Here is a 13,785-nt window from a genome sequence, read left to right as displayed (position 1 = left end):
TTAGTTCAGTTCGTTACGATGTGTGGCAGTCGGGAAGCCGCCCACCGTGTCGTTGACCGCCAGTTTGGGTGATCGGAACGTACGTGAATATCGGTCAGTCTTAAATTCCCATTGACGAGCGAGTCGACCAAACACTTTGCGCGGATACTTTAGGCGGCCCAATGATCCATTGTATGCTGCCAGCGCATCATAAGGATCGCTGTGTTTATCCATGTAATGTCGCAGAATGGTGCAGCCATAGCGCAGGCTTACCAGCGGGTTGTACAAATCGTCATCTGGTCGTCCGTATACGTCTTTCCAAAACGGCATGACCTGCATTAATCCTTGTGCGCCAGCGTGAGACAAGGCATAGCGATCGAAGTTGCTTTCGATGTCGATAACGGCAAGTACCAACTGCGGGTCGAGCCCCACTGCATTGGCTTCGGTGTAAACTGCTTTGAGTAAGCGTACACGGTAAAATGGATCAGGAATGCGCTTAACCAATTTCTCTGACATGGTCGACAGCCAGACCAGGGAGTCCAAGTCGGTGCTGCGTTCGTGTATGTCTTGTGTTGCTTGTTGTAATGCTTGAATCAGCGCTGGGTCAGCCGGCGTTTGCGCACGCACCACCGCTGTCCCCATTAACAGAGAACCTGCGCACAGCAATAATATTGTTAATTTACCCCTAGTCATTCTTGCCCCATTCCCCAATGATCGCTAATTAAGTAACTACTATTTAGCGTTTTAACACACGCTCAGTTAGAAACTCAACGATGCCGTTTTGCGGCACCTCTTCAGGACCCTCTGCACGTCGGTTTTTGTATTCAATTTTATCGTTAGCTAAGCTTTTTTCGCCAATTACAATGCGGTGCGGTATGCCAAGAAGGTCAGCGTCGGCGAACATAATTCCAGGGCGTTCGTTGCGGTCGTCTAGTAGAACTTCAATGCCTAGGCCGGTTAATGTCTGATATAGGTCATCACAAACAGACTTCACCTGCTCGGATTTGTTATACCCGATCGGCGTAATCACTAGTTGAAACGGCGCTATGGCTTCAGGCCAAATAATTCCGCGGTCATCGTGATTTTGCTCAATAGCTGAGGCAACAATGCGCGAAACCCCAATGCCATAACAGCCCATTGGCATAATCGCCGCTTTGCCGTTGTTGTCTAAGCAGCTTGCGTTCATGGCTTCGCTGTATTTGGTGCCAAGTTGGAAGATGTGCCCCACTTCAATGCCGCGAGTAATGCTCAGTTGAGAGTCTTGGTTTGTGTCATCAGCACGCGCGCACACATCACCAGCGACAACCGTACGTAAGTCATAGACTTCCGGTTCAGCGCAATCACGTTCCCAGTTGACACCGGTATAGTGAACCCCGTCTTGGTTTGCGCCACAAACGAAATCGGCGACATTGGCCGCTGAGCGGTCCGCGATGACAGCGATAGTCATGTCGACTACGCCAATTGACCCTGGTGAGCAGCCTACCGCCTGCTGGATTTCCTCATCAGAAGCCCATACCAGCGGCGTGGCAACCAATGGGTGCTTTTCTGCTTTGAGTTCGTTTAGTTCGTGATCTCCACGTAATACCAAGGCCACTAGCTTGCCTTCCTCGGCCGCGTGTACTAATAGCGTTTTGACGGTTTTTTCAACTGGTGTTTTAAGGTATTCAGAGACTGCATCGATGGTGGTTTGTCCGGGCGTGTCTACCTTCTCTAACGTTTGTGTTGCGGCTGGTCGCTCGCCGCCAACGGCTAGCGCTTCGGCCAGTTCTACGTTTGCGGCGTAGTCAAATTTGTCGCACACGGCTATCGCGTCTTCTCCTGAATCTGCTAATACGTGGAACTCATGCGACGCACTGCCACCAATACTACCGGTATCGGCTTCTACTGCGCGAAAATGTAGCCCTAGTCGAGTAAAGATCCGAGTATAGGTCTGATACATTTTAGAATAGGTATCTTCTAAGCTGGCTTGGTCTAAGTGGAATGAGTAGGCATCTTTCATGATGAACTCGCGAGACCGCATAACGCCAAAACGTGGACGTCGCTCGTCGCGAAACTTAGTTTGCACCTGATAGAACGTAGCCGGAAGCTGTTTGTAACTCCGAATTTCGTTGCTAATTAGTGAGGTGATAACTTCTTCGTGGGTCGGGCCAAAGCAAAATTCGCGACCGTGTCGGTCAGACATTCTCAGCAGCTCACCACCATATTGTTCCCAGCGACCGCTTTGTTGCCATAGTTCGGCAGGTTGAACTGCTGGCATCAGCACTTCTTGCGCACCGGCTAAGTCCATTTCTTCGCGCACAATTTTTTCCACCTTGCGCAGTACTCGCAAGCCTGCGGGCAACCAGTTATAGATGCCTGCCGCTACTTTTCGAATCATGCCGGCTCGCAGCATTAATTGGTGGCTGATGATCTCGGCATCGGCTGGAGTTTCTTTGAGAGTGGATAATAAGAAGTTACTGGTGCGCATGAATGATGTTTGAGTTAGCCGTTGTGAGTCAGTGTGTCCAGAAAGCCTGGAGTTGCTATTGCCCTAAGTCGTTATCGAACGATCCAGTTTGGCAGAGCGAACCGCCGATTTTAATGGAAATTGTGAGAAAATTCAGTCGTTTCGAACCTATATTTCGAGAAGTTTACTCACATTGCTTATTTTTGGTGCCTACTCCAATGCCGACAATGGCTCAAAAGGCTGCGCCAACTACTGAGTAAATCGGCAAAGATTTGATAGACTAGCGGCTGTGACCAATAACCGCCAAGTAATTTTGGCACCAACGAATCGATTATGAGCACAATTAAGCAAGACGATCTGATTGCGAGTGTCGCTGACGCATTGCAGTTTATCTCGTATTATCATCCTAAAGATTTTATTGATGCGATGCATGCGGCCTACCTCAAAGAGGAGAGCAAAGCCGCTAAAGACGCTATTGCACAAATACTAATCAACTCGAAAATGTGTGCCGAGGGGCGACGTCCAATCTGTCAGGATACCGGTATTGTAACGGTATTCGCTAAAATCGGAATGGACGTTAGCTGGGATGCTGAGATGTCGGTAACCGATATGATTAATGAGGGCGTGCGTCGTGCTTATAAAAATCCAGACAATGTGCTTCGAGCATCTATTTTGTCTGATCCCTTAGGAGCGCGTAAAAATACCGGCGACAATACGCCAGCGGTCATTCACTACGAAGTAGTGGAGGGCGATACGGTAGAGATTGATGTTGCTGCAAAAGGCGGTGGCTCCGAGAATAAGTCAAAAATGGTGATGCTTAATCCAAGTGACTCATTAGTCGATTGGGTTTTGAAGACGTTGCCGACCATGGGCGCCGGCTGGTGTCCGCCCGGTATGCTCGGAATCGGCGTTGGCGGTACCGCGGAGAAGTCCGCGGTGTTAGCCAAAGAAGTGTTAATGGAGCCGGTTGATATTCATGAGCTCATAGCGCGAGGTCCGCAATCTCGCTTAGAAGAATTGCGTATCGAGATATTTGAAAAAGCCAATCAGCTTGGTATCGGCGCGCAGGGGCTCGGCGGCCTGACTACCGTGCTAGATGTGAAGATCAAAGATTATCCGACACATGCGGCATCTAAGCCCGTCACTATGATTCCAAATTGTGCTGCAACGCGTCACGCACATTTTGTGTTAAACGGTTCAGGTCCGGCGTTGCAAACACAACCCGATTTGAACGACTGGCCAAGTATTGATTGGGATGTTGGCCCAAGTGCGCGACGCGTTGATTTAGATACGCTAAAAAAAGACGACATGCTTGACTGGCAGCCTGGTGAGACAATTCTATTGTCGGGTAAGTTGTTGACTGGTCGGGATGCCGCACATAAGCGCATTCAATCGCTGCTGGAAAGTGGTGAAGGGCTTCCTGATGGTGTCGATTTCACCAATCGCTTTATCTATTATGTAGGCCCAGTAGATGCGGTTCGAGATGAAGCAGTTGGTCCTGCTGGGCCGACTACTGCGACTCGTATGGATAAGTTTACCGACATGATGCTCGATCAAACAGGCCTAATCGGCATGGTGGGCAAAGCGGAGCGTGGACCGGCAACCATTGATTCGATTGCTAAACACAAGTCTGTGTATCTTATGGCTGTCGGCGGCGCGGCTTACTTGGTTTCCAAAGCGATTACCGAGTCCAAGGTGGTAGCTTTTGAAGAGTTAGGCATGGAAGCAATTCATGAATTCACCGTTAAAGATATGCCAGTTACTGTGGCAGTGGACACTCGTGGAGAATCGGTGCATACCACTGGGCCGGCAAAATGGAAAAGTATTATCTCTGACAAGCTGGGCTTACAAGTAGTCTAGCGTTGATCGGCCAGTCAACGTTAAGCGTTGATGGAATATTTTGATACGCTCGCCTTTAGTGTTGAGCGTATCAAAAGTGTTGAGCGTATCAAAAGTGCCAAGCATGTTAAGGCTAGCGGTGGCGGGCTTGGTTAACTGGAGGCGTTAGAAATTGCCCGTAGCAACGCTGACTTGCTAATCGTCTAGTGTTTCGGAGAGGTGTTGGATTTGCTCCGAACTCAGGTCGCCGCGGTGGATTGCTAGTTGTAGTGCATGCCGTCCCAGAGCTTTATATAGGGCGGCGTGGTCATGCAGGCACTCGATGTGACGCGTGATCGTCTCGCTGTCGCCCCGAGCTATTGGACCACTCAACGCAGCCGACGTTCCAGATTGCATTATATTGTCCAAGGTGCTCTGCACCAATGGCTGAATGGCACGCATAAACAGGTCGCGATCTAATCCGCTTTTTACGGCGGTGGTCAAGCTCACGTCGATCAATACCGTCAGATAGTTACAGGCGAACACACATGCGGCGTGATACAGCGGTTTGTCTGCGGAACCCAATACGCTGGTGTCAAACCCGAGTCGTTCGAATATTGGGACTAACACATTCAATGCGTCTAAACTGCCCTCGGCGAAGGCATGACTGCCGTGCTCCAGCGTTGCGAAAGTCGCTTTGGCGGTGGATAGCGTGGGAAATGTATTAAGTGGATGAATCGATGCGGTGTGACAAGCCAGCGATGCGGCAGAGTCTAAGCAGTCGCTGCCCAGCGCGCCGGAGCAGTGGGCGACGATTGTGCCTGCTGTAAAGTATTGTGTGAGCGATGCACACAGCGGGGCGATATCTCGATCTGGTACGGTGAGTAGAACTATATCGGCTAGCGGAACGGCTTGTTGTTGCTGTAGCGTGTCGCGCCCGATTAGTTGATGAAAGATTCCGGCCAAGTCAAATAGTTGGACTAAGCTGGAGCCGACTTTGCCGCGGCCAATAATGACTATTTTTAGGGTTCGATTTGAGTTCATGCACTTTCATTCAATGCTGTCATCAGCGCATCGGCACTGAGCCCTAATGCTAGCTCTCCGGCTTCGACTCGGTGAACCAGTTCGACAATCTTGCGGTTGTATGGACAAGGCAGATTCAATGCTTTGGCTTGATGCACAACTGCACCGTTTAGATAGTTGATTTCGGATGGCTTACCTTGGCTTAGGTCCCACCACATTGACGTTCGTGCGCTTGGATCAATTGCCAACATTTTTTGTGCGAGGCGATTGAAGATCCAGTTCGGCAATCGCATCAACTTGGGGAGCATGCGTGCTGGTGCAGCGGTGACTTTTGGGAGTTTCAGGTTTAAGGCGTCAGTTACCAGTAACAGTTCATCCATCAACTGCGCAATAATACGGCGGTAGCCAGGATCTTCGGTCATGCTTTTGACGGGGATATTTGCTAATGCATTGACGGGGTTGGCAAGGTTGAGTTGAAGCTTGGCCCATTGGTCGGCCACAAAATGATGGCTGCTGGCGGTCGGTAGTAGCGGACTGTCGACTTTCGCGATAAATGCTTCAAGCCGTTTGTGGTACTCGATTATTAGTTTGCCATCAGTTGATCGATGCAAATGTGCTGGTGCATGTTCTGCTACATTGAAGCCAACTACCGCGTTAAGCACTACGTTATTTGGAAATGCCTGCCGCACAAGGTGATCGCTTCCAAAGCCGTTTTGACAGCAAATAATAATGGTGTCGGGTTGTACGATATCTTTGAGGTCTATTAAGCTGGCTTCCACTGCAGTGCATTTAACGGTCAACCACAGGGTGTCAATTTGCTGGTGCTCGATGGCACTGTAAAATTCGATATTGTCGATTGTTACTTGGTTGCCAGTCATGTCTGACACCGTCAAGCCATTAGCCAGAGCGGATTGTGTTTTGCTGCGGCCTACTAATAAGGCGGATAGGCCGCGGGCACTAAATGCGCCAGCCAAGTAACCGCCTATTAATCCAGCACCAAAGATAATGTTGTGGTTGGTATTCATCGGGGCGGCCTGTGTCCGTTTAATCGTTAGTGTTTAACACATAATAGCTCAAGGCTAAGTGCCGGTGGCCAGCTCTCGAGATAACTGTTCGTGTTGTTCACTGTACATGAGCCAATCAGCTTCTGCTTGATCCAGCTCTTTCTGTAAATAGGCTTGGTCGGTTAGGCACTGCTTGAGCTTGTCTTTATTGTCTTCGTTGTATAGCGTAGTGTCGGCTAACAACGACTCGACGGCCTCTTTCTCCGCGGCTAGTTTTTCCATCACTCGTTCCGCGCGTTTGATCTTGCTGCTGAGCGGCTGCAACTCCTTGCGGCGTTCAGCTTCTATGCGCTTTTGCTCCTTCTTGGCAGCCGCAGAATGTTCGAGTTTGACCGGTTCAGCATTATTGTCGCTGAGCTTAGGGTCGCCGCCGCGATTATGTTCAGCTAACCATTTCGGGTAGTCGTCGACACTGCCTCTAAATTCTGTGGCTCGACCATTTGCGACCAGAATCAACTTGTCGGAGTTTACCTTTAGTAAATGTCTGTCATGCGACACCAGTACCACTGCGCCTGAATATTCCTGTAAGGCGACCGCCAATGCTTGACGCATTTCTAGGTCCAAGTGATTGGTTGGTTCGTCTAATAAGAGTAGGTTAGGCCGTTGATAGCAAATCAATGCCAGAGCGAGTCTGGATTTCTCGCCGCCGGAGAACGGCTTAACCTTGCTGGTAGCTTTGGTTCCGCTAAAGCCGAAGCTGCCAAGATATCTTCGTAGTTGGTTCTCGGTTGCTTTGCTGCCATTGCATTCTCGGTCGAGCAATGCAATGTGTTCCATCGGACTGTGGTCCATTTGCAACTGTTCTATTTGATGCTGAGCAAAGTAGCCGATGTTAATTTCTTTTGATGCATGGAAATTACCATCAAGGAGTTTCAGTTCACCTGCGAGTAATTTTATTAGCGTCGATTTGCCCGCGCCATTGGGGCCGATTAGGCCGACTCGATCACCGGGAGTCATGGAAAACTCGATGTTATCTACAATTACCTTGTCATCGTAGCCAGCTGAAGCGTTGTGCAAACTTAGCAAAGGGCTAGGGTTTTTCTCAGGATCCGGAATCGTAAAGCTAAAGGGTGAATCGACATGCGCTGGGGCAATGAGTTCCATTTTTTCCAAGGCTTTTAAGCGACTTTGCGCCTGCGTCGCCTTGGTCGCTTTTGCGCGGAATCGGCGCACAAAGTCTTGCATGTGAGCGACTTCACGTTGCTGCTTGTCAAATTGTGCTTGGCGATTTGCTAGCTGCTCAGCTCTAATCCGCTCAAAGGCAGAGTAGTTACCTTTGTAAAGCTGAGCCTTCTGATTCTCGATATGCAGTGTATGCGTGGTTAATTCATCTAGAAAATCACGATCATGTGCAATCAATACCAAGGTGCCGGAATACTGCTTTAGCCATTTTTCAAGCCACAGTACAGCATCTAAATCGAGGTGATTGGTTGGTTCGTCGAGTAAGAGCAAATCGGAGCGGCACATTAATGCCTTAGCGACATTAAGACGCACACGCCAACCACCGGAAAATTCTTTGGCGGGTTTTTCAATGTCCTGTGGCTTGAACCCAAGACCGTCGAGTAGTTGAGCTGCGCGGCTTCTTGCTGAGTAGCCATCTATCTCTTCATAGCGAGATTGGTATTTCATAAACCTAGGATGTGTCGGATCTAGGATTTTTTGATCGAGCTCACGCCATTCGGTATCACCGTCTAGCACGTGCTCAATGGCTGGCCGCTCGTTGGCTGGCGCTTCTTGTGATACATGAGCCATGACCCAGTCGCGCGGAATTTTCACATCACCTTTGTCGATGACGAGTTCGTTACGCAGTACCGCGAAAAGACTCGATTTACCACACCCGTTGGCGCCCGTTAGGCCAACTTTTTGGCCTGGATGGATTTGACAACTGGCGTTATCAAACAGCAAGTTTTCGCCGCGGCGAATGGAGAGATTGTCGAATTGAATCATTCTGCTAGTGTAGCTTTATCGGTTTTTGATACAAGGCTTGTTTTTCGCATATTGGCTGCTATCTTCTATCATTATGAGAAAATTTAAACGAATTCATGAAGCAGCGATAAAGCGCAAAGGCGGTGAGTCTAAACTTGCTGCACTGCTAACACCAGTCGCGAGCTCTGAGCAACTTCTTGGCGTGCCAGATGAGCGATATTTGGCGCAACTTACACGCTGTGTTTTTAATGCTGGTTTTCATTGGCGCGTGATCACGGCTAAATGGGATGGGTTTGAAGAAGCGTTCGAAAAGTTTGATATTGGTCGTTTACTAACCAAGTCTCCGGATGAGTGGGAGGCCTACATAGAAGACACTCGAATTATCCGTAATTGGCAGAAAATCCAGACCGTTTTCGAGAACGCGGTGATGGTCGACGAAATTGCGCATGAACATGGTAGTTTTGGTAAATTTTTTAGCGAATGGCCGGTGTCTGATCAAGTTGGTCTGATGCGTTATCTGCATAAGCAAGGGTCACGACTCGGTGGCAAAACAGCGCAATGGTTTATTCGTTTCACCGGCAAAGACAGCTTTATGCTGACGGGCGATGTGGTGACCGCATTGATCGCGAATGGTCTTGAGATTAATCCGAATGCGAGTAGTCAACGAGACCTGAAAAAGATTCAGGAAGCTTTTAACGATTGGCATCATGAGACCGGGTTACCGTATACGCATCTAAGTAAGCTGTTAAGTTATTCGGTTGGTGACAATGTGCCAGTCGAGGTTTTAACTGGCTATCAGGGTAGTCAAACGGTTACTGCTTAACTGTGATGTCGCAAAAAAAGCCCCTCTCGCTGATACGAGAAGGGCTTTCTTTTGAACTGACTGAAGCGCTGGCTTGGTTATTATGTATTAGGCCAGAGCTTTAAGCTTGTTGTACTAAACTGGTTTCACCACGAACAGTAAATCGCCTGAATTGACTTGCGCGTTATTGGCTTGGTTAACCCGCACGATTTCATATTGGTTCTCGGCAGTAAAGATTTCACCTGACCCTGGGACACTTGATAATGAGATATGGGTAAACAGTTTCATTGCCTCTACCTGACACAGCGTTTGGCTTAGGTTGACTACATCGCCGACCTTAGCAAACTCTGGTTCGTTTGGTGACGGAGTGGCATAGTAGATACCCGTCATTGGCGAAATCACTTTAATTTCATCTGTGCCTGCAATTTTTAGACTGCTGAGATCGCTGTCAGCCTCTTCAACGCCGGTGTAAGCCATTTCCTCGACTACTTTCTTTTTATCGAGAGTATCAAGAAAAGCTGGTAGGTAGCCGGTGTCATAGTCGCCTTTAACAAACGTAGGATCAATAAGGATTCGCTTTAACAGTGAAATATTGGTGCACACGCCTTTAATCACGGTGGCATCTAATGCGGCGATCAGCTTACGGATGGCATCTTTACGATTTTTACCGTGTACCACGAGTTGCGCAATCATGCTGTCGTAGAACGGGGAAATTGTTTTTCCTTCAGAAACCGAGGCAATCACTTCAATGTCCGACCCTTCAGGGAATCGACATTCAGTCACTAAGCCTGGTGTTGGCAAGAAGTCGATTGTGCCATCAGAGTCCAAGCGTGCTTTCTCAGCGGTAATTCGGGCTTCGATAGAGAAGCCTTTATTGCCAATTTTGAGATCTTTGATTGACGCGCCTTCAGCTATTTGGAATTGCTTAGCCACAATCGGTACGCCGGAGGTCCACTCGGTGACCGGGTGTTCAACCTGGAGTCGCGTGTTCATCTCCATAAAGTAGATGGTATTGGCTGCAAGATCGTAGATAAACTCTACCGTGCCCGCACCAAAGTAGTCGACTGCATCGGCTAGGTTAGCTGCGCACTCATACGCCATTTTCTCTAAATCTTTAGGCAGCATGGTAGAGCCTGACTCTTCCAATACTTTCTGGTTATTGCGTTGTACCGTACAGTCACGTAAGCCCAACACTTGTGTGCAGCCATGTGTGTCACGCAAAATTTGTACTTCGATGTGGCGCATCGATTCAACAAACTTCTCCAAGTAGAGGTCGCCATTGCCAAACGCGCTGCGAGCTTCGCTATAAACGTTATCAAAAGCACTCTTGATTTCGGAAGCACTGCGAACCACTTTAATGCCTTTGCCGCCACCACCGTGCACTGCTTTGAGTAACACTGGGTAACCAATGTCGTCTGCTACTTTTGCGGTGGCTTCGGCGCTGGTTAGAATGCCGTGTGAGCCAGGTACCACTGGTACGTTATTCGCCATTGCGGTACTGATCGCATTTGACTTATTACCCATGGTGTCCATGCTGCTGGCTTTCGGACCAATGAAGTTCAGGCCGTTGGCCCGACACAGTCGCGCAAATCCGGCATTTTCGGACAAAAATCCAATGCCAGGATGTAGTGAATCAGCGTCGCGTGTGCGGGCGATTGTGACGACAGATAAGCCGTTAAGATAGCTTTCACCAGGTGTTTGACCACCTAAACAAACCACCTCATCGCGCTCAGTCAGCATGTCGCAGGCAGCTGAGTCCATGTCTGGGTCAGATTGTACAAGCAGCACTGAGTAGCCTTGGCTTTGCGCTACTCGAATCAATTTGACTGCGGTGCAGCCGCGCGCATGGATCAGTACTTTTTCGATCTTGCCCATTTTGTCGATGGCGCGATGCACTTTGATTTGGCGCTCTTTTGGCTGCATTGATGCGCTGCCAGAGATGACTTTTGCCACTACTTCGTTGATCGTCTCGTTCGGTAGTTCGATATTTGGATCAACTTCACGCAATTTTTCATCTAAGCCTTCAGCAAACGGGTGCTTAACCAAACCTTGCATAGCGCCTGGCGTATTGGCTAAATAATTCGAGGTAGTCGCCATTGATGGCAAGAATGAAGGTACTACTACACGACCTGCGAATGGCATGTCGGTGCCGCTTAAATAATAGGTGTGAACCAATGGGTGTGTCACAAAGCTGGCCTGTGAACCACCGGTGCAATCACCAAAGCCAAATACCATGACGGGTAAGCCAGTATCCGCAATAAAGTTAGTGATACGGTCGTTCACGATAGCCATCGAGAACAGTGAGCTTGGTCCTTCTTTGGTTTGCATGCCGCCGGACGAAACAAAGCAAACAACAGGTAAGCCGCGATCGGCGCAATCGACTAATAATGTGCAAAGCTTCTCGGCGCCAGCCATGTCAAACGCGCCGGCTTGGAACGCGACGTTGGAGATAAGCACACCGACTTCGTGGGTATTGCCTTGATCATCAAGCTTGAATTCACCAATGCCGGTAATTACGCCACACGGTGTGATGTTGTTGTTTAGCGCTTTTTCGATTGACTGTCTAAAGCCAGGGAATGAGACGGGGTTTGCCGTCATTTTATTGGCGCTGGTTTCGCTAAATTCTGTGAAGAAACGTTGTTTGAACGCATCTACGGTGGCGGTTTTCTGACGTTTGTAGGAGGCTAATACTCGTTGAATCAATAAGTCTTGGTAAGCAATATTCAGCTGATTCCAGAAATCTTTACGCTTACCAATTCGCCACGGGTTAATCTGCCCGTTATACGCCTTGCCATTCATTTGTGAATCAATGAAGCGTGGCACCAAGGTTTCAAAGAAGTAGGTAATAAGTACCAGTAAAGAGTCAGACATGCGAGGGAAGTTGACGCGTTTCCATTCTTCCACGTCGGCCAAAAATTCTCCGCGCTGGTCATATTTGACAAAATGCCCGAGCCATTTAGCAAACTCGGACTTGATATCGCTGTCGACCGCACCATCGTCGATAGTGCCTTTAACGCTCGAGGCAACTTCTTCTAATGATGAATCTAATATCTTGCGTAGCGTTTTTTCCGATAGTGACTCGAAGGCTTTGGACTCTTCGGCGATTTCACCAAAATTCTCTACGATATTGTTATATAGCGCATCAAACACTAAGACGTCGCGGAATTGGTCTTGCAATACCTTGCGAATACTCGGTTCATTAATGGTGTCGAGCAAGGTTAGGTCAGCTTCCGGCTTGGCTAAAATGTCGTCGCCGGATTCGCTCATTTCATCGAGGCGCCGACTCATTTCGACAAAGTTAAATGCTGCGTCCGACTTCCAGCGATTGTACAAATACAAACATAGAATAAACGCATAGTTCTTCTGTGCGCTAATGTAATTTGCTTGTGGGTCGCCGAGGATTAGTGCGGTTATCTTGTTCCGATCGGTGCTAAGCTCTTCGCGTTTGCTTTTTAAATTCGACCACGCTTTGGCTAGTTGGTCGTTATAGACCAGCTTTTCTGGGTCGGATAACCATTGTTCGAAGGCTTGCTCACGGAGTTGGCGTGTGCGGTCCTTCAAGTCGCCTTTAGGTATCTCTTTGTCGGCTAGGCGACCATAAGTTTCAATTGTTGCCGAGTGAATGCGGCATCGCATTGACAGTGAGCGTAGGTACATCATGGCATGCGAGTAGACACTAGGGTATTCAGATAACTCCCCGTATAACTCAAATTTTGCAGCTTTCTGTAAAGCGTCAAAGCTGTCGCGATGTAATCGTTCGGTACGCACGTTAGCGAGGTAATCATTGCCAACTTTGGCGTTTTCTAATACTTCACGCTTGGCGTCAGCTTCGATTTGTTGCACGCCGGTAAAAATGGCGGCGACCAAATTCGATTTGTCGTCTTCTTTATCGCTTGGATCCCAGTCAATGACGCCGTCAATCGCGCCACTGCGGTACAGTTCTGATGGCGACACACCGACATAGCGCGCGCTTTCTTGCCACGACAAATTGTACTGCCGTGCAATATTGGCCAGACCTTTGGGTTGGATAGTATTGAAAGCGGCATTACGAACGGCTAATAAAACATTGGTGGTGGCGAGCGGAATAGCACCGCCGGAATAACCTAAGCCATAAATAATACCAATGCTCGGAACCTTGGCGGCAGCCATAACTGCAATTAGTCGCGAGATTGAGTGCGCTTGATTAGCCGCATTGGCTTCAGTGCTTGCGTCAGCACCGGGAGTATCCATAAATGTGATAATCGGAACTGCGCGTCGCGCGTACTCATCGGCTAATCGACAGGCTTCTAAGTGGTGTTCGGGACTCCAAACACCGTTTGCGACATGGCGGTTTTGAGCAATGAAGGCCAAGCGTCGAGTGCCGCCATTGTATTCCAGCGATAGTTCAATGGAGTACAGCGGGCCTAGTTCAAATTCTTGATGAATTTTGCCGCGAAGCTGGCTAATGATTGTTTTAGCGTTTGGTCGCGTAGCTGATTCGGCGGGATCGAGCACTTTCGCGACATAATCGTCCACAGACAACTTCTTAAGCTGTTGGCGGGTAGCTTCTACTTGAGTATGGCTGAGCAATCCGTCGATATTTTCGTGCCATTTAAACGGATGCTTAGTGCCGTTCAGCGACAAATTATTCGCGCGACGTTCAATGTCTTTGAACAGGCTGAGGAGCTGTCCTGTCTGTGGTTCTGAGTGGTCTTTGGTATTCAACGTAACTTACCCTTAGAGCTGAT

The 13,785-nt window shown here is 48.8% G+C and carries 8 protein-coding genes; 2 read left to right on the top strand and 6 right to left on the bottom strand.

Annotated features, from left to right (window positions below):
• Together DFR28_RS10715 and DFR28_RS10710 are read right to left on the bottom strand one after the other, a co-directional pair.
• Positions 1 to 672 (bottom strand): lytic transglycosylase domain-containing protein, encoded by a 672-nt coding sequence (locus DFR28_RS10715; protein WP_113954307.1) that lies wholly within the window; start codon positions 670 to 672, stop codon positions 1 to 3.
• Positions 673 to 715: 43 nt separating this feature from the next.
• Complete coding sequence (locus DFR28_RS10710; RefSeq protein WP_113954306.1) at positions 716 to 2,446, bottom strand: proline--tRNA ligase; 1,731 nt, start codon at positions 2,444 to 2,446, stop codon at positions 716 to 718.
• Between the two features lie 312 nt (positions 2,447 to 2,758).
• On the opposite strand from DFR28_RS10710, the gene DFR28_RS10700 reads away from it, so the two are divergent.
• On the top strand, positions 2,759 to 4,285 hold the full coding sequence (locus tag DFR28_RS10700) for a fumarate hydratase (protein WP_113954304.1): 1,527 nt from the start codon (positions 2,759 to 2,761) through the stop codon (positions 4,283 to 4,285).
• Positions 4,286 to 4,459: 174 nt separating this feature from the next.
• Here the strand turns inward: DFR28_RS10700 and DFR28_RS10695 are convergent, their stop codons facing one another.
• From DFR28_RS10695 to DFR28_RS10685, 3 genes are read right to left on the bottom strand one after another with little or no spacing between them, the layout of a single operon-like run.
• Positions 4,460 to 5,287 carry a Rossmann-like and DUF2520 domain-containing protein gene (locus DFR28_RS10695; protein WP_113954303.1) on the bottom strand — a complete coding sequence of 276 codons (828 nt, stop codon included), beginning with the start codon at positions 5,285 to 5,287 and terminating at the stop codon, positions 4,460 to 4,462.
• Positions 5,284 to 6,291 carry a 2-dehydropantoate 2-reductase gene (locus DFR28_RS10690; protein WP_113954302.1) on the bottom strand — a complete coding sequence of 336 codons (1,008 nt, stop codon included), beginning with the start codon at positions 6,289 to 6,291 and terminating at the stop codon, positions 5,284 to 5,286. The genes DFR28_RS10695 and DFR28_RS10690 overlap by 4 nt, the downstream gene beginning before the upstream one ends.
• Before the next feature lie 54 nt (positions 6,292 to 6,345).
• Positions 6,346 to 8,277, bottom strand: a complete 1,932-nt coding sequence (locus tag DFR28_RS10685) for an ATP-binding cassette domain-containing protein (RefSeq protein WP_113954301.1) — start codon at positions 8,275 to 8,277, stop codon at positions 6,346 to 6,348.
• A 73-nt stretch (positions 8,278 to 8,350) separates the two neighbouring features.
• On the opposite strand from DFR28_RS10685, the gene DFR28_RS10680 reads away from it, so the two are divergent.
• Complete coding sequence (locus DFR28_RS10680; RefSeq protein ID WP_113954571.1) at positions 8,351 to 9,079, top strand: DNA-3-methyladenine glycosylase I; 729 nt, start codon at positions 8,351 to 8,353, stop codon at positions 9,077 to 9,079.
• A gap of 114 nt (positions 9,080 to 9,193) precedes the next feature.
• On the opposite strand, the gene DFR28_RS10675 is transcribed toward DFR28_RS10680, so the two are convergent.
• Positions 9,194 to 13,762: an ATP-binding protein gene (locus DFR28_RS10675; RefSeq protein ID WP_113954300.1), complete on the bottom strand. Its 4,569-nt coding sequence runs from the start codon at positions 13,760 to 13,762 to the stop codon at positions 9,194 to 9,196.
• Positions 13,763 to 13,785 lie beyond the last annotated feature (23 nt).

Origin of the sequence: Arenicella xantha (genome assembly GCF_003315245.1) — a bacterium.
Taxonomy (GTDB): domain Bacteria; phylum Pseudomonadota; class Gammaproteobacteria; order Arenicellales; family Arenicellaceae; genus Arenicella; species Arenicella xantha.
This window is presented reverse-complemented; position numbering and strand designations above follow the sequence as displayed.